The following is a 20,146-nucleotide window of genomic DNA, read 5'->3' as shown; positions in this document are numbered from 1 at the left end:
AGCGCGAGCCGCTCGGCATAGCAATGGGCACAACCAGCACTGATATGCGAACACCCTGTCACCGGGTTCCACGTTGTCTCAGTCCACGCAACACCGGAATTCAGTATCATCGTACCATTTCTAGTGTAACAACTCGGCTGGCCCGCGCAAGCCGGCGATTTTCGTCATAAATATCTACCCGAAGCAGGGTTGTTTCGTCGGTATGGATTCAGGTCTGTTTGGGCTTGAAAAAGCAGGGTACCAAGGGCATTCTTCAGGTCTGACCGAAAGGAGAACACCCAATGGTAGCCACAATACCCAGAAGGACTCTACACCGTGACCGCTAAGAAGTCCATCGTCTCTGCCAATGCCCCCAAGTATCGGACCACAAGAAAGAAGACCAAGCCCACGCTGCTAAACAAGCTGACACACCTCACACGTCTTGGCCGGAAGTATCTCAGCTTCATGCTCTGCAACGCCGGCAGGAACATCGCTACCCCAACGAGCATTACTATCATCGCAGACCCCACCTGCTCACTCCCTTAGCGCCGCGGCCGCAAGCAACGCTACGGCCCGGATGTGCTGTGCTACCGGCTCTTCCTCTGGCAGCTTGCCCGCTACCCATCCTCGATCCACCTCGCTCACTTCATCCGCCTCAACCATCAGCGGCTCTTCTGTCATCCCAAGCTCCGGAAGGCATCAGCCGAGGTCAAAGATAAACTCAAGACTATCAGTCCGTCCACAGTCGACCGCCTGCTCCGACCGGTCCAAGCCGAGCTGCTGGCCAAACGCCGCTACAAGTCCAACCCCTTTGCCTCCTGGCTCAAGAAACGCATCCCGGTCGAGACCTGCCATGACAAACCCAAGAAGCAGCTCGGGTATTTGGAGATAGACCTGGTAAGTCACGGAGGGCAGAGCCCTTGCGGTGAGTTTGCCTATACGCTGGTAGTCACCGAGATAATCACCGGCTGGACCGAGTTGCGGCTACTACGCAACAAGGCTCACATCTGGATGCTGCTGGCGATGAAGAGCATCTTCCGCTCGCTGTCCTTTCAGCCTACTGCCATCCGTTCGGACAATGGCAGCGAGTTTATCAACCAGGCGCTGGCGGCGTTTGCCGAGGAACAGAAACTGCCCTTCACCAGGTCCCGGGCGTACCAGAAGAACGACTCGCCTTACGTGGAAAGCAAGAACTGGGCGCTGGTGCGTAGCTACGCTGGCTACCGGCGGTATGACACGAAGCAAGAGAACTTGGCGCTGGCGCGGCTGGACCGGCTGATAGCCCTCAAGCGCAACCTGTTCATGCCCTCGATGAAGCTGGTGGCAAAGGAAAGGGTGGGGCCGCGGGTCGGCAAGCGCTACAACGTGGATACGCCGCTGCAGCGCCTCTTGGCCAGACCCGAACTGGCCAAGCGTTACCGAGAGAAGCTGGAGCGGTTGCTGGCTGGAACCGACCTTCTGCGCCTGCTTTATGACCTACGGCGGGCTGAGCGCCGACTTGATGCTGGGCACAGGGGCAAATATGCTAGTGGTGTGCCGACTCAGGAGGTTGCATGACTACAGTCACTGCAGAACCTGTTTAGGGCAGGTCCAAATCATGACGAAAGTGGGGCATAATCCGGTGCAGCGAGAGGCCTCCTCGATCAAGCCCGGTCAAGGAAGAAGGTGTGGTGAAGGGCGACGATGCAATTGAAGCCCCTGCCTCGGAGGTCTCACAGTCGTTTCGGACGTCACAGCCTGGTGCCAGCTCGATGTGGCAAAGGCGGAGCTGGGTGTACCAGAACATCGGTCCAGACTACACCGAGAAAATCGTACGGCCATCCATCCGCACCGCCCTGCGCGATGCGGCTTCGCATTTTGCCGCAGCCGAACTATACTCAGCGGGCAGCCGTACTGCTTACATTGCAGCGGTTGACTCACTTCTGGACGAAGCGTTCGCGGACAAAGGTATCAAACGCGAGCGTGTATTTCTGCGCCGGGTCAAGCTTCCCGACGTCATCATGACCGCCATCGAGCAGAAACTGGCCGAGAAGCAGAACACCCACAAGGATGTCTAGAAGGAACGCAAAGAAGCTGAGCGCAAGGCGGTCGAAGCCAAAAGCATCGCCAAGACAAACCGGGGCATTGCCGGCAGCCTGACGAACAGTTATCTCACCTGGTGCTATGTCAAGATGCTCAAGAGCGTAGCCCACTCGCAGAATAACACTTTCGTAATAACACCTTTCGACCAGAAGCGCATCCCGATGCTGAACATCAAATAGCTAAAGCTCCTCTGGCCGCACCAACTAAACTGGCGCTGAAGCCGACTGAGGACTTCGGTGCCCACTCCTTTGTGTGGTTCGGCAGTGTGTCTAGTATCTTTCAGTGTCGCTGCGAGCTGTTCGCCGATTGAACACCGCTACGGACAGATGAGAAGGATTGTCCTACGCTTCCCTGACGGGATTGGTTTTCTGTCCGTGAAGTTCTTCAGTCGGCCGGAAGCACGCACTCCGGGTCAGGACCCAGGAATGAGTAGCGGCCACGCATTGCCGGTTGGCGGTAGTCCGGAAGTATCATCGGCGACTTGCGAGAACGCGGCACCTTTGCTGCCGCAAGTTCCCGCTTGAATGCCGCGACGTGCTTCAAGGAGAGTTCAGGAACAGCCTTTGTGGCCTTGGCCGCTTCGGCGGCAGCCTTGCCAGCCCGTCGTCCAAACACGAGAATGTCGAGGAGAGAGTTTCCCATCAGCCGATTGCGGCCGTGGATTCCGCCCGAGACTTCTCCTGCGGCATACAGATTCCCGACCCCGGAAAGTCCGTCCTCATCGATCAGAATACCACCGTTCTGGTAGTGCTGGGTCGGATAGGTGAGCACCGGCTCACGGTCCATGAAAATTCCGTAGCGGGCAAACTGGTGGTACATTGCCGGCAGCGACGCCTTCACCGCGCCTTCACCCTTGAGCATCTCGATGAGCGGCGAGTCGAGCCATACACCGAAGACGCCGGTCGGTGTTCTGACGCCGCGACCTTCACGGCATTCTCTGATGATGGCGGAGGCAGTGATATCACGGCTCTCAAGCTCGTAAATGAACCGATTGCCCTGATCGTTGACCAGTTGTGCGCCCAACCCACGTACCTTCTCGGTGATGAGCAGCCCGACAATCTGTTCGGGATAGGCCACCCCGGTCGGGTGGTACTGTATAGTATCCATGAAGATCAGTTTCGCGCCGGCCCGATAGGCAAGGACTAGTCCGTCCGCGGTTGCGCCGTAGTGGTTAGTACAGGGGAATCCCTGAATGTGCAACCGGCCACATCCACCGGTGGCAAGTATGACCGTCTTTGCCCGCGCTATCCATTTCTGCCCGGTCTCAAGGTTCACGAATACCGCGCCGGTTACCGTTCCTCTACCGTCGGTCAACAGTTCAACCGCTGCCGCGAACTCGACCCGCGACACGTTGCGATTGACGAGTTCGTCACGCAGCACGCGCATGATTTCTGCACCGGTGTAATCCCGGCACGCATGCATCCGCTTGCGCGAGGTACCGCCACCATGAATCGTAATCATCGTGCCGTCTTTCTGCTTGTCGAACATCACTCCCAGCTCTTCAAGCCAAGCGATGACGCCGGGCGCATCCAGGACCAGTGCCCGGGCAAGGGATGGAATGTTCTTAAAATGCCCACCACCGAGAACGTCCAGATAGTGCCGGGCCGGTGAATCATTCGGCTTGTCAGCGGCCTGAATACCCCCCTGAGCCATCATCGTATTGGCATCGCCGGTCCTGAGTTTGGTCACCAGAAGTACTCTCGCACCGGCAGCCTGCGCTGTCAGAGCGGCCGCGGCACCCGCACCACCGCCGCCGATGATAAGCACATCTACGTCCTGCTCAACCTGACTAAGGTCAATGCTCGTCTCATCGAACACCGGCCACGCCTCCAGCACATCAGCGAGCTCATTCGGCGTCCGCTCACCCTGATTCGGGCCTACCGCCAGCTTGCGCATTGACTCCTCGATGTAGTCCGGGTGGAATCTCCGAAGCAGTTCCTTTTTCTCTTCCGCAGTCCGCATTGGGAATGTCTGCTTCATTCGCGCTTCACGGGTCGCCTCCATCCGTCGGATGGATTCGCGCATACTGTCAGGATACACCGCAACCTCCCAAAAGCATGGACGTCAGAACCCAGCATACAGCGCCCAGCGGTTCGGTGACACGAGTCTGCCTGCATTCATGTTGGTTTGCGCGCTGCTTCACTTCCTACTCCGGTTCAATGTCCCGGACTTTCTTGTCGTAGTACCGCTCACTAAGTTCCTGCTCGCCAAGCCTGGTGAGTTCTTCGACCGCCGGCAGACACTCACCAGTCTCCAGTTCGCGAAGTCGGTCTCGGAGGTGTGGTGCGCGGGGTCTGATTTTCGCGCCAACTATCCTACGCGCCAGCAGCGCCACGTTGTACTGTACAATTTCCGCCGGGCACCGGCTCGCGCAGAGCCCACACATGATGCAGTCGAAGGACAGGTCTGCAACCCGCTCACAGTCACCCCGAATCGCCGCATTGACGTAGCCCATCACGTCAATCTCCTGCGGGCATATCTTGGTACAGGAGTTGCACGAGATACAGCGCATGATTTCCGGATAGTGTCTGACCAGGGTCTGGGTTGTAGGCTCGAGCTTCGCTACGTCATAGGTCGCTTTATTCGCCGGGAAGAAAGGAATCTGGGTTAAGTACATGTCGTTTTCAATAACTGTCTGGCACGCAAGCCCGACCTTTATCTTGTAGGAATCCTTGGTGCGGTACACCGTGCCGCACGCACCGCAGAAGCCGCCCCGGCATCCGCAGCCGCGGATAAACTGATAACCGGCGTACTCCATCGCCTTCATGATGGTTAGATTCTTCGGCACCTGGTATGCCTTACCCATCACGTAGATGGTAACCAGGCTTGAGGAATCAAAGGAGTTCTGGTTTTGGTCCTTAGGCTTCGCTGGCTGATTAGTCATCGGGGGTCATCCTTTTCTGTACTTGGCCACGCCCTGCTCGTACAGGTCAGCGCCGTAGATGTCGTTCACAACCACTGCGGGGAAGTCTTCGACCACAAGCTCCTGCACGGACTCGGGCCCAAGCTCCGGGTAGGCAATAACCTTGGCCTGCTTAATGCTTCGCGAGATAAGCGCTGCTGCACCGCCGACCGCGGCAAAGTAAACCGCATGGTATCTTACTATCGCGTCAAGCACCGGCTGGGTCCTGTTGCCCTTGCCGATCATGCCGCGCAGTCCATGTTCGATGAGCAACGGTGAATATACGTCCATACGGTACGACGTAGTCGGTCCGGCCGAACCAATGGGCTTGCCCGGTTTGGCCGGCGACGGCCCGACGTAGTAAATCACCGCACCGGCAAGGTCGAAGGGCAGTTGTTCACCAGCTTTCAGTGCATCGGTCAGTTTCTTATGCGCCAAGTCTCGGCCAGTGTAGATGGTACCTGAAATAAGCACCGTGTCACCGGCCACGAGCTTGCACACCGTCTCCTCGGTGAGTGGTGTAGTGATTCGCTTGGCCATCTCTATCTTACAGCACCACGGACTTGTGCCGCGCCGCGTGACAATTGATGTTCACTGCGCAGGGCATCGTTGCGATGTGACACGGAAACGCCTCGATGAATACCGCCAAGGCAGTCACCCGGCCGCCCAGACCCTGGGGGCCGATGCCGAGGTTGTTCACCCGCTCCAGGATATCATTTTCCATCGCCGCATAGAATGGGTCCGGGTGAACCGAGCCGATCTCACGCAGCAGCGCGTGCTTGGCAAGCATCGCACACTTCTCAAAAGTACCGCCAATACCTACGCCGACAATGACCGGCGGGCATGGATTGGCCTTGGACCGCGCCACCCGGTCCACCACGAAACGCTTGATGCCCTCTTCGCCGTCCGCAGCCGAGAGCATCTTCACCTCGCTCATGTTCTCGGAGCCTCCGCCCTTGGGCTGGACCGTAATCTTCAGTCTCTCACCCGGTACGATGTCGGTGTAGATTATCGGTGGCGTGTTGTCACCGGTGTTCTTGCGCCGCAGCGGGTCGGCAACAATGGACTTTCGCAGATAACCTTCCTTATAACCTTTGGCTACGCCCTCGCGGATGGCGTCAGCGAGCTCGCCGCCGGCAATCCTGACCCCAGAGCCGATCTCAACCCAGACTACGGCCCAGCCAGTATCCTGGCATATCGGCATCATCTCAGTCCGGGCAATTTCCTGGTTCGCAAGACACTGGTTCAGGATGTCCTTCCCGGTCGGGGACTCCTCCTGATTCAAGGCCCGCCTGAAAGCCTGCACCATGTCATCGCCCAGCACACAATTGGCATCAATGCACAGTTTCGCCACCGTGTCTCGGACCTGCTCAAATGCAATTTCCTTCACGCCGGTTCCTCAAAGAGCATGGTGCAGCACCCAAATCTCCGGCGCTGCAGGCAGCTTGTCCTTGGTTATTTCTACTTCGCTCGTACCGAAGCGTCGGACCCCGACCCGGCCCTGAAGAAATTGGTCAACTGGCTGAATCTGAAAGCTGCATTTTCCGGTCCGGTAGTGCATGGGAATGATGATACGTGCACCGAGCGCTTCTGCTGTCTTGTGAGCCTGGGTCGCGTCAATCGTAAAATAGCCGCCGACCGGTACCAGGAGCACATCAACCTGTCCTATGGCTGAGCTAACCGCCGCGGGCAGGGGTTCACCAAGGTCCCCAAGATGTACAATCTTCAGACCATCAATGCAATAAAGGAACACCGTGTTGCGGCCGCGCTTTGCTCCGGCCGCGTCATCGTGCGCAGTATCAAGACCGGTGATGGTGATGGACTTGACCTGATGTTCGCCCGCGCCCCGCAGTACCGGTGGGCGTCCGGGCAGCATCCGGCCTCCGGCGTGGTCATCATGATCGTGGCTTTCCGTTACCGCGTCGGCTGTTTCAGAAATCTGACCATAGCACAGTGCATTATCAAAGCATCCAGGAATGTACGGATCAGCGATAATCTTCGTGCCGTCGGATGCGACAAGAAGAAACGCCGCGTGACCGAACCATTTCACCTTCACCTTCTTCTCCTCCCCTTGTCGGACCAACCCGGATGCTGCGACACAAGGCACACCGGGACCGGCGGTACAGGCACCACCGGAAATTCGGTCCGGACGGTTTGTCTCACTAGTGCTGTCGTATGCAGCTCGTTTCTCCTGAAACTACTGAAATGCGTTTCTTGTTCTTCGACACGAAATCAAACCGGACCACGCCATCCGCAGCTGCAAACAGCGTGTCGTCCTTGGCCCGCCGGACGTTCACGCCGGGCAGAAACCTGGTGCCGCGCTGTCGCACCAGGATGTTACCGCAGCGCACCACTTGGGAACCAAAGCACTTCACGCCCAGGCGCTGGCCGGCAGAATCTCGGCCGTTCTTTGCTGTACCGCCGCCTTTCTTGTGTGCCATAAGTCCTTTCTCCTAAACTTCAATCCTGATCTTCTCTTCCATGCGGACGGTGATTATATCCCGCCCGGCCGGTCAGTCAAATCGCCACCGGGATCCACTATCACTCGCGATTTCGAAGCCCGAGTGCTTCGAGGAGCGCATCCTTGCCCGAGTTGATACGCCAGAGCGCCCAAGTTGAGAGCACACGGGCAGTATGCGGGACCGACTGACTGCCCGGCTCTTGGACCCGTACCAGTAGGGGCAGGCAAGCAAACCGCGCCACCCCGGCGGCGAGAAAGAGCACATCGTAGTTCACAAACTCCTGTCCGAACACCACAACCCGGAAACCGTGTAGAGACTGGGCAATGACTCCGGACAGAAGCGACGCCAGGAACGCGCACAGTCCAGTTACGACCGTGTAGATAGCGAAATAGCTCTCCTTGCGGGCCGGATTGTCCGCAAGTTCCAGTAGCAGATTCCACAGTCCGAGACTCGCGCCGGACCAGATGATGCCGTTACACAGCCCGTCCAGCCATATCGGCAGCCGGAAACTCGGAGTCGCAAACAGCCAGAGCAGGGGCATCACACCGACTACCCCGAAGTTGAGCACCGTTACCGGCCGTGCGCCGAAACGGTCAATGAGCCGACCCCAGACGAGCTGAAATACCATTCCGGTCATACCACCGAGAATCGAATACACGCCGATGGCTGCGAAGGGAAAGCGCAGGTTTTTCAGCAAGTGCACGATGTAGAACGGCGAGGCAAGCGTGCCGGTGAGAAACCAAACTGCGAGGAAGACAGTGAGCCGACGGAACTGCGGCTCGCGCAGCGGGCCGAACAGAAGCTCACGCAGACCCGAAGCCGGCCTGGGCTCAAGCTTCGGCTCAGGTTGCTGGAACAGACCGATGGTCGAGCCCAGTCCGAACACCACCGCCAGTCCAAAGGCGATGCCGTATCCGAGCGGCTCGAGTCCGGCAGCCTTAAGTCCGTCCATGCCACGGCCCGCCGCATAGGCAGCCGTGACACCGATGATACCGAGAATCGCGTTCCGCGTACCAAAGAACCGGCCCCTCCGGTCTTCCGGAACAAAGTCGCTCATCCATGAAGTCCAGATTGTACCGGCCATTGTCATTAGGATGCTCGAAACCGCGACGACTGCGAAGAAGAGTCCGAGCCCGACGCGCATCCGCAGCAAGAGGAACGGCACGAGTACCGCATAGACCGCCCGGCCGATTCCCGCAGTGACGATAACAAGTTTCTTGCGCGAGCCGACCCGGCGCACGAGATACCCGGCCGAAAAACCGAACCCGGTCACGAGCGCTGGAATTGCAGTAATCAGCGCGATGTGGAACGAATTTGCCCCAAGGTAGAGTGCAAGGCCGGTGAGAAACATCCCACCAGCCAGAGTTGCATAGAGTGTTGCAAATGAACCCTCGATGACCGACACCCGAAGCCCGCGCGCTATCTGCTGCTCGGTCAGACTGCTCACGGTCTTTCTGGAAACTTGAAGCCGAGATGGTTTAGCCCCGTCCCACGCAAAACTTCTTCCGCGTGAAATGAGCTTCGTACCAAAGGACCGCAGTACGCCGAACTGAAACCAAGCGCCAGCGCCTGCTCCTGCCATTCGGAGAATCGCGCCGGCTCGACATAGCGCCGGACTGGCAGGCATCGGTGGTTTGGCTGAAGGTACTGGCCAATGGTAATGATGTCGCACCCGGCCGTAAGCAGGTCACGCATCGCCTGCTCAACTTCGGCGTCAGTCTCGCCCAGCCCGACCATCAACCCGCTCTTCACCATCTTCGCTGGTGCCAGCTTTTTCGCCAGCGCCAACACTCCAAGCGAACGCCGGTACGATGCCCGGGCGTCGCGTACCACCGGACTCAGCCGTTCGACTGTCTCGATATTGTGTCCGAACACGTCCGGCCCGGCCTCGACCACCTGATGAATCAGCGCCTCCCGGCCGCCAAAGTCCGGTGTGAGCACCTCGATGCCGGGAGGCTCACACGTTGGTCCGATTCGACCTGTTGGACAAGTCCGACAGGCGTTGATGGTCAGTGCGAATGCGCCCGCACCACAGTCTTCAAGGTCGTCCCGGTTTACCGATGTGAGGACTACGTAGCGTAGGCCAAGTTCGGCTACCGCCGCGGCCACTCGCTGGGGCTCGGTCCTGTCAACTGCGCCGTGTGGATTCCCGGTCGCGACCGAGCAGAACCGGCAGCGTCGGGTGCAGACATTGCCGAGAATCATGAACGTCGCGGTTCCACGACCCCAGCAGTCGGCGAGATTCGGACACCGGGCCTGCGTGCAGACTGTTTTCAGCTCCAAGCGCCGCAGCCGCTGGTTCAGTTTCTCGAATTCGGGCCCGGTCGCGAGCCTTGTTCTGAGCCAGTCCGGTTTTCTCATCTCGGCGGGAAGTGTAGCCTCTAGACGGTGATGCGTAAACCGCTCTTTGGACAGCGCCAGACGCATTCGAAACACCGGATGCACTCAAGCTGATTCTGCTCGTCAAGCGGCTCGATATTCATCGGGCACACCTTGCGGCACAGCCCGCAACGGGTGCATTTCGCCGATTCCAGGCGCAGACGCAGCAGGCTAACTTTGTTGAACACGCCGTAGATTGCGCCAATCGGACAGACCAGCCGGCAGAACGGTCGCTTGATGGCGATGGCCGCAGCCACGACCAGAAGCAGGATTCCGACCTTGACCCAATACAGCCAGCCGACAAGTCCGCGCAGGGCGTTTACTGGGTCCCAGAGGACAAGCGGTATGCCGGCGCCAAGCGTACCCTGGGGGCACAGCTTGCAGAACCATGGCTCAACTGTCAAATACGAAGCCACCCCGGCCACGAGTACAAAAAAGCCGTACTTGAGAAACGTTGACGGCAGCCGCAGTCCGGCGAAAACGTCGAGAACTAAAACGAGCCCGGCACTGACCGCAGCAAGTACGATGCCCAGCGTCGCACCCGAAAGTGGGCCGACAGCAAAATCGGGCCCGAACCGGGCCAGAAGGAACCCGGCCAGGGCCGCAACTATTGCTCCGTACCAGCGGCCCAGTAGTCCGATAGCAACCATTCCGGCCACGCCGGCGACCACGCCGAACCCAGCACCGTACTTAAGCCAGACGAACGCACCAAGCCCAACGCCGGCGACAAAGCCGCCGACGTGCAGGTATTGCGGGATATCAAGCTTGCCCCGAAGCATCACGAAAAGCACCAGCGCCATGAAGGGCACCCACCCATACACCAAAGGCCGCCACCAGACAACGTGGAGGAATGTCACGAGCAGGGCGATACCGAGAATGCCGATGCCGCCTATGACTCCGACCGCAACCCAACGTTTTGCGCCAGCCCGGGACCCGGCCTTGACCTTGTACAGTAGGTCCTGCCACAACCCGAACGGACACATCCAGGCGCACGCGGCCCGGCCCACGAAGGCGCCGATGACAACAAATACTCCGATAACCAGCCACGGCACCGTCTTCATTCCGATCATCTGCTGCATCGAACCCAAGGGGCAGGCGAATACGGCCAGGGGCCCGCCGTAGCAGTTCAGAACTGGCTCTGGTATGTGCTTGAAGAATCCTTGGTATAATATCTTGTTCTGGAGATAAGCCAGAATGTAGGCGTTCAAAAGAACAGTGGATACTATCTGGGCTATCCGGAACGGCGCGATCCTACGTTTCCGCATCTGTCACTTCCGCATCAGGGCTACACGAGCCCCATGCAGGATAGTCATATCTGAGCCGCAAACCGGTGAATTGTTTCGGGATCCCCGAGCTTGATGCCAGCTATAACCGCAGCGACTCCGGCAAGTGCCAATACGATAAACCCGATTCGACGGTTTACGTCAGCCTTGCCCCTGCATGCTCTCATGGTTTCCCTAGTCTTATCCACGTTTGTCCGTAGTTGGACTGCTTGACATCTTTGGGCAGTTCATTCGATCAGAATCTGGAGATGAACTGTACTTTCAGTCCTCGGAACGGCGCCTCAAACCGGCACACTCCGCCCGAACAGGTATATCCTCCCCGCTCCGCGCCGAGTCGGATTCGAAGCATGTTACGCTGAGTCACATTCCAGACTGCCTCGAGTATTGGCCACGATGTCTCGTCGTTGTACCGCTTGGCCAGCTTCTTGTCCACCCGTTGCCAGCCAAGCGTGAACTGCAGGGCCTCGCTATGCCCGTAGCTGAGTGCAATTGCGCTCTCGTGGTACTTCCACGGGTAGGGTCCGGCTGCTTGAGTCGTGTCGCTCGGCCGCTCGCGCACGAATGCGTACTCGGCCTCCAGCCCGAACGTGTGCTGACCCCAGAGGTAGTTCACGTGTGCGACCGGCTTGTCCACAGTACGTTCATAGGTACCAAGCTCCACGTTCTTCTGCAGCATGTGATCGAACGATCCCTCAAACGTCCAGTCAGACCCGAACGAATAGCGCGCCTTGCCCTGCCATTCCAGCACTCCGGCGCTTGAATCGTCGTGCCGGAACAGCCGGCCGTAGTTGCCTTCGAAGTAAAGCTGGGTCAACGGCGAACCGTTTACGGTCAGACCAAACCCCCGCTCGTCAATGCCCCGGTCCAGCGCCACGCCGGATAGTATCGGTGTCGGCGGGTCGTTGTAGTGATACACTCCGGTCGGAAACCCGAGCTTGTCGTAGTCCATTATCTGTCCGATGATGGAGTACCCGGCAAGCAATAGAGTAGCACTGCCGTAGTAGCCAAAACCCCGATCTCTCCCGCCGATACCAGGTCTCGTGCCGAGTCGCCAGCACGCTTCGCCGTACAGCTCGACCGGGCCGACCGCGGTCGAGGTGTTGCCGCCGAAAAGTTCAGTGAATGCCTTGGCCGTCGGGTCGGCGCTGCGGTTTATCCGTACGTACCGGCCACCGAATCCGAAATTGCCCCTGGTCCAGTCCGAACCCTGCCAGACGATCGGCTGGGACGACAAATCTGCACCGAGCACCTGGTCAGATGTATCGGCAGCGTTCATTATCTTGTAAGCGTTTTCTTGAAAGAACACGTCCCGCAGCCTGGCACCGAACGCCACTAGTTCGGTCGAAACCGGCAACTGGAAGCTACCGCGCAAGCCGTGCAGACTCTTGTAGTGCCTGAACTCCTCGTCATTGTACGCCCGCAGAGTCAGCCCCTTACCAAAGGTCTGAAAAAATTTGCCGTAGAGAATCTCAAGCTGTCTCGGACTATAGGCCGCGGTGAAGTCTGCAAGCCGTAGTGGCTTGCGCACTGCATCCCAGGGCCTTGACGGATCATACAGGAAAAGGCCAAGCTGGCCGCGCAAGTCCCCGTAACGCAGGACAAGGTCAAGTTTGTCCTCGATCTGGGTCGCCCAGTTCTCTTGAAACGCCCAGAACTCGGCCCGGTTCACGCCCTGGATGGTGAACTCCGCGGCACGCGAGCTCAGAACGCATAATACGGCGCACAGCACACAGAGCAGCAGCACCGGTCTTGACTTCTGATTTTTGGCTTCTGGCTCCTGGCTCCCGATGTTTCTAGTCGTCCTTCTTCTTGGCACCTGACGTATCCTTCTCAACCGGCTTCTCGGGCAGCCATTTAAGGAACTCTTCTTTGATGCGCTTCTCGTCGCCCTTCTTATACCCAATGTGGGTATAGACAATCTTACCTTCGGTATTGATGAGATAAGCGGTCGGTTTGATGATGATGCCGTACGCCGACTTTACCTCCTGCTGCTGGTCCAAAAGACAGATATAGGGCCACTTCTTTGTCTTCACAAACGCCTTGACTCGGGCCTCGTCGGCCGGTTTGTCCACCGACAGCGCAACTATCTGAAGACCCCGGTCTTTGAGTGAGTCGTAAACGGGCACCAGCGCGTCGAGCTCGGCAATACAGTTCACGCACGGCAAGTCCCAGCACTCCATATACACCGGTCCCTTCACGAGCAGGCTTTCAAGTGTCACCGCTTTGCCGGTTACGTCTTTGAGCGTGAAACTTGGGGCTTCCTCGTATTCCTTTTCCTTCTCCGTCGGCCCCGCAGCCAGAAAAACGAGCGCAGTCACGGCCATAATAAGCGCTCCGGTCTTCAAGTTTCTCATTGAACACCTCCTGACGGTCCTGCTTCTTGCCCCTTCACCGTTTCACTGTTCGCTATCCTGCGTCTGACCACCGCCTGCAACACTTCCTTGTTTGCGGTGTCCTGCACGAATGCGGCGACGCCAAGATACCCGGTCCGCCATTGTCCGAGCGTCACCGCAAGGGTCGTATCGAACTCCTGTCCGAGCCGTAGGCTGAGCGGTATTCCCCACGTATCACCAACCACCGCGCGTGCCACAAACCGGACGTGGACGGTGTCGCCTGGTAACTGCTCGTAGGGCACACTGTCTTCATATACCACGGCAACGAGCGCAAGATTCCGCATACTGTTTACTACCGAATCGGTTGGATTCACCACTACCCGCACCCGTACGTTTGGCGGTGCGACGACCGTACCGGTCGAATCCAGCCACATCTCTATCGGTGTCGAATCTGCCCGGCAACGAGTAATCTGCGCATCATACGACGAGTAGAATGAATCAGGGTCGGTCACCTGCGCTCCTGACCGTCCACCGAATATCGCCCACGGCCACTGCTGATACCCGTAGTACCAGCGGCCCCGACCTGCGCCAGCTGGAATCTCCAGCGCCCGGTTCTGAAAATAGTAAACAACCGCCAGTGAATCACCGTATTTCAGTTCCAAACTGTCCAGGGCCCGCTCCGCGAGCCCGCAATACGCTCAACCGCTCTGGGTGAAGAGCTCGACCAGTGCGACCCGATTGCCCTGCCGTGTTATCAGGGGCGCGTCCGAACAGGAAAGTATTAGTACTGCAATACCGACGAGCAAGACAATCGGCCACAACCGTGCATTGCAAAAGAATGCCGAGTTCTGAATTCTGCGTTCAGAACTGGCCAGCATGGATTTCGTGCGTCTAACGCTCGGCATGCCAGGTAATCATAGAAGTCCACCCCAAAGTGTCAAGCAAACCCGACACTGGCATGCAATTTGTGGTCGCGGCTCTGTTTCGGATTGCCGATGCGCATATTGTAGCTCTCTCGCGTCAGGGAAAACGGTCAACGTATGGGACAGCGCGGACCGGCTTGTCCGGACGCCGTTCCCAAAAGCATCACTACCTGCCGGCACGGACTGCCGGTTCCGTTCGTTGGGCTTGACCATGGTTCTGGGTAAGATCGATACGCACCTCCGACTCACGTCCCGTCCGGGTGGGCTGAGCTCTACTGCCGATCCAGCAGGGCGCAACCGGTAGGCTGTATCGCGCTCGTATCGCGGCGGACAAAGACCCGGACCGAGCATTGGACCACGGAGCCGAATACACCGACACCGCCCGTTACATGGGCCGAGTCGCTGCCTGGCCGGTTCCTTGCCAGAGCCTCGATCCAGTCATAGTAATTGGTATCGCAGGCCAAAAGATGCAGGGTGAAGGGGCCTGCGTTTTCCCGGTTCAGGAAGAACATTGGGATGCGAGCAACCGCGGTGTCGTACGGCATTCCAGGCAGTGATTCGTTTGGAATCGGAATTGCGGCGTAGAGTGTATCTTCGCGCGTCTCTTCTTTGAGTACCATGTAGTAACCCTTGCAGAACCGGCTTCTGGTCCAGACCAGCGAATCGCCGACTCCTACGGTGTCGCCGTGGGTCGGGTACAATATCGAGAACCGGTCTGGCACCACGGTACGCGAGTATAGCGTGTCCAGCCCAGGTTTTGTCACCCGGAGTCTGAACTCATCAAACGGCCTGGCTTCAAGTTCTGCCGTTGAGTAATAGTAGCTCGTGTCGCGTTCATCCAAACGCCAGGTGTCCTGAGCGCGCCAGATGAGCACCTCGGCGCCGGAGAAATCCCGTTCAAAGGGCTCGGTGATTGCGTAGGTGCGGTTTACATAGACCCCGGGCCGGGCCGGCGGGCCGGCAACAAGCAGGCCGTGTACGGCAAGTCTTGGTACGAACTGCTCGGACAACGGCCGGTCACAGGAGCACACAAGGAGCAGTAGGGCACTGACCAGGCCCCAGTTGCCAATGGCTTGACCTGCTTCCTTTCGGATTCCGGCGCAGCGCATAACTCAGAACCTCGCTTTCACGCCCAGCGTTGGCAAGATGGGCAGCATCTCGACCTGTTTTCTCTTCGGCGGCTGGCCTTCGGCTTCGTAATCCCAGTAGTAGATGAGGACATTTGCGGCGTTGTACAGATTGGCGACGTCAAAGAACAGCGATATCTCACCCCAGTGTTTGTGCCAGGTTCTGGTCAAACTTGCATCGAGCCGGTGATACACAGGGTAGCGAAACGCATCGCGCGTGCCTTCGATGTACTTCCATTCTCGCCGCGTGCGGTGTTCCTGTGGAATATAGACGTACTGGGGATAATAGCCCAGTGCGCCGGCATAGGGCAACCCGGTGCCCAAGGTCCAGCGGGCTGAAAGGTCTGCGCCCCAGACGAATGCCGGCAGGTTGACTACCACGTTCGCACTGTGCCGGCGGTCGTAATGGGGATGATAGACTTCCTTGCCGATGCTGCGCCGGGTCCACATAAACGAGTAGTTGACCCAGCCGTTGATTCGTCCTTCGGTCCGGCGCAGGGACAGGTCCAGGCCCCAGGAGTAGCCGTCCGCGGAAAGCAGCGATTCAGGCCGAGTAAAGAAACTGCCGTAGCGAACCTCAAGCAGGTCGGCGTAGTCCTTGTAGTAGGCCTCGCACTCGGCAATCACGTTCCGGGCCAGCCAGTGCTCAACCCCGGCGACGAAATGCAGCGCCGAAGGCAGCCGTCGGCCACGCGGGACCGGCAGCCACACATCGTAGATCGAGAGTACCACGTCAGTCGAGTTTAGGGTTATCATCGGCTGGCAGAACCGGCCGGCCGCGGCCGAGAAAGCGGTGTTCTCGGCCGGCCGGTACTTGATGCCGATGCGCGGCTCCGGCTCGAACCGGCTGCCCTTGGACTCATACGCCAGGCGCAGCCCGGACTTGACAAACAGTCGTTCCGGTACCAGCTCCCATTTTTCGTCCGCGTAGACCGCAACTGGCACAAGCGTGTCACGGGGAACCACGGTCAGGGTGTCGTAGGAAAAGCCGGCGCGCACTCCAACATACTTTGCGTCCAGACCAAGGTCAAGGGTGTGCCGGTCGGCAAGGTACCAGGTCAAGTCGGACTTGAGCGTCAGGTCAGTAAGGTCGGTCGAAAGCTGGGCATGCTGACCCTCGCCCAAGGACACGTCAAACCGTGAATAGAAGTTGCTACAGGCTGCCATAACCTCCCCGTACAGCACCGGTGTGAACACCCGGTTCCACCGGGCCGACACACCGCGGTTGCCCCAGCGCATCCTTGAGTCCAGGGATGAGCGGTTATCCGGGTCCCAGAACGAAAGTACGTCTTCGGCCGCAAGGCCGGACACGGTCAGTCGCGAGTCCGCAGCGAAGTCATGGTTCACCTTGGCCACGGCGTCGTAGAAGTAGTATCCGAGCCCGCGGACATCAAAGGCGGCGAGCAGCAGTTCCGGCAGGTAAGTACGCCGTCCGGCCACAAGAAAAGAACTGCGGCGCGAAGTCGAATCGGTCATTTGGCCTAAAGGCAGCGGCCCCTCGGCCTGCGCCTGGGCCGCAATCATTGAGACCGAGCCGGTCCCGGTGTAACGCCGGGAGTTGCCCTCCTTTGTAGTCACATCGAGAACCGAACTGAGCCGGCCGCCGTACTTCGCCGGAAACCCGCCGGCAAGCAGCGTCACATCCGAGACCGCGTCGGTGATGAACGGCGAGAAAAGACCGAATAGGTGCGAGGGGTTGTACACACTGATACCATCGAGCAGGATGAGGTTCTGGTCCGGTGACCCGCCGCGAATGTAGAGCCGGTTCGAGAAATCCGAGGTCGTAACTACCCCGGGTAGAAGCTGGACGGTCCGGAACAGGTCCTGCTCGCTGCCGACCCGTGGGGCGAGTGCGAGCTGCCTGGTTTCCAGGCGCGTAACCGACACCTCGATCTCACGCTCGAACCGCGCCCGCTCGGCCGTAACCTTCACTTCGCCCAGCTCAACCGCACCCGGCTTCAGCTCGATATTCACCGAAACTGTCTGACCGGCCTGAACCTGAACTTTTCTTCTGACCGAGGTGTAACCGACGAACGAAGCGACGACCTCGTACTCGGCTGGCGGCACGCTGCCAATGAAGTAGTAACCCTTGTGGTTCGTGGCGGCGCCAAGCTCGGTACCCTCGAGATAGACGTTGGCATAGTTCAGAGGCTCACCGCTCGTCGCATCGCGGACAAAACCGTTCACCGCTCCGAAATCAGCACTCAGCGCAAGACCAGCGGCCAACTGCCAGACCGTAAGCGCCAGGACTACAGCTTGCCCAGCACCTTGCACCTTCTCCCTTGACTCCCGGCTCTTGAGCTCCCGGTTACGCACCCTGGCTTCCTACCTGCTTACCAACGCCTCCCTGAGACCCCGGCCGAACTCCTTCGCCTGTCTTGCAAGCAGCCGGCTCTGCTTCAACCTTCTGCGGTCCGGGCACGGTGCGACCACGTGCTGACCCAAATATTCAATACCGACGAACCGGCACAGGTGTTTGAACATCGTGACAACGAGCTCGGCGCCGTCATAGTGGTCTCCGCCCGCAGTGATGACCAGTGCCCATTTCGCCCCCTTGAGAATGTTTTCGCCCGAGAACAAGGCAAAGCAGCGGTCGAGCACGGTCTTAAGCTGAGCAGTCGGGCCCCAGCAGAATACCGGGGTAGTGAAAATGGTGAGGTCTGAATCAACGAGCTTATCGTACACCTTGACCATGTCATCGTCCTGCCCACACCTAGCCCCACTGCTTGTCTTTGTGCATCTGAGACACTCCCGGCATGGATGGATGTCCAGTTCGGCCGCACGGATGCGTTCAACCGCCATGTCGCCACCGAGACCGGCAAGCACCCAGTCGGTCACAGCTGCGGTATTGCCCTTACGCGGACTGCCTTCGATCACGAGTATTCGCTTCATCGCTACTCCTTATCAGACGGTCATTCTATCCTGTCCGTTCGCCGGTGCAATGCCGGCAACCCCGGATTCTGCTCGCAGTCCTACAGTCCGGCATCCTATTATGCTGCGGCTGACTCCAACGGCTAACGCCAAGACGTGCGGACTGCCGCGGGCGCTATTACGCCGTCAGTTCGGTACTCAATCGGTACAATTACGCTATCGCGGAAAAACGGGCTGGCCCCGGTCCGGCTGAAATCGTTGGCGATGAAGTAGTGGCGGCCATCAAAGTCGAAGAAGGAGCCGTGCCGATCGAGACGGAACTCCTTGACGCGGGCGAATGATGCTTCGGCAAGTGCGGGGTCGAAGAATGGACCGTCACAGTCATACGGGCCAAGTAATGAGTGCGAACGAGCCGAAAAACAGCCCCAAGTCAGATAGTACCAGCCAGCTCGGTAGTGCAGAAAAGGCTTGTCGTCGGTTCGACCCGGGCCATAGGGGCCCTGCGGGTTGACTATCTCGATCCTGCGTGGCGGCTCGGTGAATGAAACACGGTCCGAACCAAGCCGGCCAAGATAGAAGTCCCAGGTGCCGAACAAGAGCCATTCCGAGCCGTCCTGGTCGGCGAAAACCGCCGGGTCACGCGACTGGCCGGCCAGGTCTGACTCGGCGACCAACGGTCGCCTGCTGCCATCGCGCCAAGGTCCGGTCGGGCTTGCGCCGTGCATCACGCGGATGCGCCGCGGGCCGTCCGAAAGATACCACCAGGTGCCGCCAGCCGTCAGTAGGGCATCGGTTGCCCAGCAGGACGAAGAAAGCGCGCCGATAGCGGTCTGTTCGGGCCGGAGTGCACCTTCGAATGTCCAGTGAGCCAGGTCACGCGTTGACCAGACCCACCAGTCGTTCATCGTATAGTCAGTATTCGTGGGTGATGCATCGTGGGTTGCATAGATTAGCAATCTGCCGTCTGGCGCCAGCCGGGCATGCGGGTCGCAGAAACCTAGGCCAGGAAGCAGCGGATTACGGTCGCAGAACAGGACCGTGCCGGGCTCGAGCCGGGCCAGCCGACGCGGACTCGGGCAGGAACAACCACAAAGCGCTGCCAGCGCTTCGGCCGGAACATATGTCGGACCAAGACTAATCGGGAACAATGAGCTTGACGGCCGCAACTCTCATTCTGTCACCGAAGTTCGCCCCCTGGCCTTGTGCCTCGTCGCCCAGCGGCAGCTCGCACTGTCTAGTATTCAATACCGCAGGCAGACGAATATCAGGCATGTCGTCGTACATGTGACCGTCAAGCAGCCTGCCGCTGGCATACTTGCGCGTCCCGCCCCACTGCTTGAAGCAGAATGCAACGTTGGCACGTTCGCACTGCCGTCTGACCGACTCAACCCACGTTCTCCGCATCACGCGTGCACTAGGTCCGGATTCGCCGCCGACAATCACCCAGTTGATGCCCGCAAGCGGCAGTTTGGGAATGTCCCCAAGCAGCGGTTCACAGGACAGAAACTTCACTCGCGCCGGCGTCTCTTGAAGGTCTGCCACGCGACCCGTCACACGCGCATTCTCGACCGTTACACCCATCCAGACATTGTCCGGCCAGGGCAGGAACTTTGCCAACGTCCTGAGCCGCCGGCTGCGCTTGGTCAGCACCTGGAACTGGTGCTGAGGACACTGTTTCATCACCTGGAAGACACGCCTGATGAAATCTGCCGGCACTTCGGGATGAAACAAATCACCCATCGAGCAGAGGAAGACTAGCCGCGGCTTGCGCCAGCCTTGGGGAGTAAGCAGTTCCTGCTCGTGAA

Annotated in this window: 23 protein-coding genes; 3 read left to right on the top strand and 20 right to left on the bottom strand. The window is 58.9% G+C overall.

Annotation, left to right across the window (positions count from 1 at the left end):
• The coding region (locus tag ABIL25_06295; GenBank protein ID MEO0081885.1) for a DUF5131 family protein at positions 1–110 on the bottom strand (110 nt) is incomplete at its 3' end.
• 205 nt (positions 111–315) lie between these two features.
• On the opposite strand from ABIL25_06295, the gene ABIL25_06290 reads away from it, so the two are divergent.
• The 3 genes from ABIL25_06290 (at position 316) to ABIL25_06280 (ending at position 2,036) form a co-directional block, all read left to right on the top strand.
• Entirely contained in the window at positions 316–525 is a 210-nt protein-coding gene (locus ABIL25_06290) for a hypothetical protein (GenBank protein ID MEO0081884.1), read from the top strand.
• 33 nt (positions 526–558) lie between these two features.
• Positions 559–1,536, top strand: a complete 978-nt coding sequence (locus ABIL25_06285; GenBank protein ID MEO0081883.1) for a transposase family protein — start codon at positions 559–561, stop codon at positions 1,534–1,536.
• Between the two features lie 110 nt (positions 1,537–1,646).
• On the top strand, positions 1,647–2,036 hold the full coding sequence (locus ABIL25_06280; protein MEO0081882.1) for an SPFH domain-containing protein: 390 nt from the start codon (positions 1,647–1,649) through the stop codon (positions 2,034–2,036).
• A 409-nt stretch (positions 2,037–2,445) separates the two neighbouring features.
• Here ABIL25_06280 and ABIL25_06275 read toward each other — a convergent pair whose 3' ends face one another.
• The 19 genes from ABIL25_06275 to ABIL25_06185 form a co-directional block, all read right to left on the bottom strand.
• On the bottom strand, positions 2,446–4,101 hold the full coding sequence (locus ABIL25_06275; GenBank protein MEO0081881.1) for an FAD-dependent oxidoreductase: 1,656 nt from the start codon (positions 4,099–4,101) through the stop codon (positions 2,446–2,448).
• 106 nt (positions 4,102–4,207) lie between these two features.
• Positions 4,208–4,945 carry a 4Fe-4S dicluster domain-containing protein gene (locus ABIL25_06270; GenBank protein MEO0081880.1) on the bottom strand — a complete coding sequence of 246 codons (738 nt, stop codon included), beginning with the start codon at positions 4,943–4,945 and terminating at the stop codon, positions 4,208–4,210.
• 6 nt (positions 4,946–4,951) lie between these two features.
• Positions 4,952–5,503 carry a Fe-S-containing hydro-lyase gene (locus tag ABIL25_06265; GenBank protein MEO0081879.1) on the bottom strand — a complete coding sequence of 184 codons (552 nt, stop codon included), beginning with the start codon at positions 5,501–5,503 and terminating at the stop codon, positions 4,952–4,954.
• 7 nt (positions 5,504–5,510) lie between these two features.
• A complete protein-coding gene (locus ABIL25_06260) occupies positions 5,511–6,353 on the bottom strand; it encodes a fumarate hydratase (protein ID MEO0081878.1) in 843 nt (280 codons plus the stop codon).
• A gap of 9 nt (positions 6,354–6,362) precedes the next feature.
• On the bottom strand, positions 6,363–7,019 hold the full coding sequence (locus tag ABIL25_06255) for an MBL fold metallo-hydrolase (GenBank protein ID MEO0081877.1): 657 nt from the start codon (positions 7,017–7,019) through the stop codon (positions 6,363–6,365).
• 106 nt (positions 7,020–7,125) lie between these two features.
• Positions 7,126–7,404 (bottom strand): 50S ribosomal protein L27, encoded by a 279-nt coding sequence (gene rpmA, locus ABIL25_06250; GenBank protein MEO0081876.1) that lies wholly within the window; start codon positions 7,402–7,404, stop codon positions 7,126–7,128.
• 100 nt (positions 7,405–7,504) lie between these two features.
• Positions 7,505–8,872, bottom strand: a complete 1,368-nt coding sequence (locus ABIL25_06245; GenBank protein ID MEO0081875.1) for an MFS transporter — start codon at positions 8,870–8,872, stop codon at positions 7,505–7,507.
• The gene (gene lipA / locus ABIL25_06240; protein MEO0081874.1) at positions 8,869–9,852 is read right to left on the bottom strand and encodes a lipoyl synthase; all 984 of its coding nucleotides are present in this window, start codon (positions 9,850–9,852) and stop codon (positions 8,869–8,871) included. Before lipA ends, ABIL25_06245 begins: the two co-directional genes overlap by 4 nt.
• Positions 9,807–11,069: a 4Fe-4S binding protein gene (locus ABIL25_06235; protein ID MEO0081873.1), complete on the bottom strand. Its 1,263-nt coding sequence runs from the start codon at positions 11,067–11,069 to the stop codon at positions 9,807–9,809. Before ABIL25_06235 ends, lipA begins: the two co-directional genes overlap by 46 nt.
• A gap of 44 nt (positions 11,070–11,113) precedes the next feature.
• The gene (locus ABIL25_06230; GenBank protein ID MEO0081872.1) at positions 11,114–11,254 is read right to left on the bottom strand and encodes a hypothetical protein; all 141 of its coding nucleotides are present in this window, start codon (positions 11,252–11,254) and stop codon (positions 11,114–11,116) included.
• A gap of 68 nt (positions 11,255–11,322) precedes the next feature.
• Positions 11,323–12,903 carry a DUF6029 family protein gene (locus ABIL25_06225; protein MEO0081871.1) on the bottom strand — a complete coding sequence of 527 codons (1,581 nt, stop codon included), beginning with the start codon at positions 12,901–12,903 and terminating at the stop codon, positions 11,323–11,325.
• Positions 12,881–13,441, bottom strand: coding sequence for a TlpA disulfide reductase family protein (locus ABIL25_06220; GenBank protein ID MEO0081870.1), 561 nt, complete (start codon positions 13,439–13,441; stop codon positions 12,881–12,883). Before ABIL25_06220 ends, ABIL25_06225 begins: the two co-directional genes overlap by 23 nt.
• Positions 13,438–14,082, bottom strand: coding sequence for a hypothetical protein (locus ABIL25_06215; protein MEO0081869.1), 645 nt, complete (start codon positions 14,080–14,082; stop codon positions 13,438–13,440). The genes ABIL25_06220 and ABIL25_06215 overlap by 4 nt, the downstream gene beginning before the upstream one ends.
• Before the next feature lie 36 nt (positions 14,083–14,118).
• Positions 14,119–14,325, bottom strand: a complete 207-nt coding sequence (locus ABIL25_06210) for a hypothetical protein (protein ID MEO0081868.1) — start codon at positions 14,323–14,325, stop codon at positions 14,119–14,121.
• A 290-nt stretch (positions 14,326–14,615) separates the two neighbouring features.
• Positions 14,616–15,452 carry a DUF4249 family protein gene (locus ABIL25_06205; protein MEO0081867.1) on the bottom strand — a complete coding sequence of 279 codons (837 nt, stop codon included), beginning with the start codon at positions 15,450–15,452 and terminating at the stop codon, positions 14,616–14,618.
• A gap of 3 nt (positions 15,453–15,455) precedes the next feature.
• Complete coding sequence (locus ABIL25_06200; protein ID MEO0081866.1) at positions 15,456–17,786, bottom strand: TonB-dependent receptor; 2,331 nt, start codon at positions 17,784–17,786, stop codon at positions 15,456–15,458.
• Between the two features lie 9 nt (positions 17,787–17,795).
• Positions 17,796–18,362, bottom strand: coding sequence for a flavodoxin family protein (locus ABIL25_06195; protein MEO0081865.1), 567 nt, complete (start codon positions 18,360–18,362; stop codon positions 17,796–17,798).
• Between the two features lie 122 nt (positions 18,363–18,484).
• Positions 18,485–19,489: a family 43 glycosylhydrolase gene (locus ABIL25_06190; GenBank protein MEO0081864.1), complete on the bottom strand. Its 1,005-nt coding sequence runs from the start codon at positions 19,487–19,489 to the stop codon at positions 18,485–18,487.
• Positions 19,476–20,146 (bottom strand): DUF5131 family protein (locus ABIL25_06185; protein MEO0081863.1); only part of this gene is annotated, 671 nt, incomplete at its 5' end. The genes ABIL25_06185 and ABIL25_06190, both read right to left, overlap by 14 nt.

The organism is candidate division WOR-3 bacterium (assembly GCA_039801365.1).
In the GTDB taxonomy this organism is placed as follows: domain Bacteria; phylum Hydrothermota; class Tepidihabitantia; order Tepidihabitantales; family Tepidihabitantaceae; genus JBDRUN01.
Note: the sequence above shows the minus strand (reverse complement) of the source record. Positions and strands in the feature narration are given on the sequence as shown.

Bases quoted from the DNA above. Each gene is read 5' to 3' on its own strand.
- ABIL25_06230 (MEO0081872.1), bottom strand. From the start codon at position 11,254: ATGAGAGCATGCAGGGGCAAGGCTGACGTAAACCGTCGAATCGGGTTT.
- ABIL25_06205 (MEO0081867.1), bottom strand. From the start codon at position 15,452: ATGCGCTGCGCCGGAATCCGAAAGGAAGCAGGTCAAGCCATTGGCAAC.
- ABIL25_06235 (MEO0081873.1), bottom strand. From the start codon at position 11,069: ATGCGGAAACGTAGGATCGCGCCGTTCCGGATAGCCCAGATAGTATCC.
- ABIL25_06265 (MEO0081879.1), bottom strand. From the start codon at position 5,503: ATGGCCAAGCGAATCACTACACCACTCACCGAGGAGACGGTGTGCAAG.
- ABIL25_06220 (MEO0081870.1), bottom strand. From the start codon at position 13,441: ATGAGAAACTTGAAGACCGGAGCGCTTATTATGGCCGTGACTGCGCTC.
- ABIL25_06270 (MEO0081880.1), bottom strand. From the start codon at position 4,945: ATGACTAATCAGCCAGCGAAGCCTAAGGACCAAAACCAGAACTCCTTT.
- ABIL25_06210 (MEO0081868.1), bottom strand. From the start codon at position 14,325: ATGCCGAGCGTTAGACGCACGAAATCCATGCTGGCCAGTTCTGAACGC.
- ABIL25_06195 (MEO0081865.1), bottom strand. From the start codon at position 18,362: ATGAAGCGAATACTCGTGATCGAAGGCAGTCCGCGTAAGGGCAATACC.
- rpmA (MEO0081876.1), bottom strand. From the start codon at position 7,404: ATGGCACACAAGAAAGGCGGCGGTACAGCAAAGAACGGCCGAGATTCT.
- lipA (MEO0081874.1), bottom strand. From the start codon at position 9,852: ATGCGTCTGGCGCTGTCCAAAGAGCGGTTTACGCATCACCGTCTAGAG.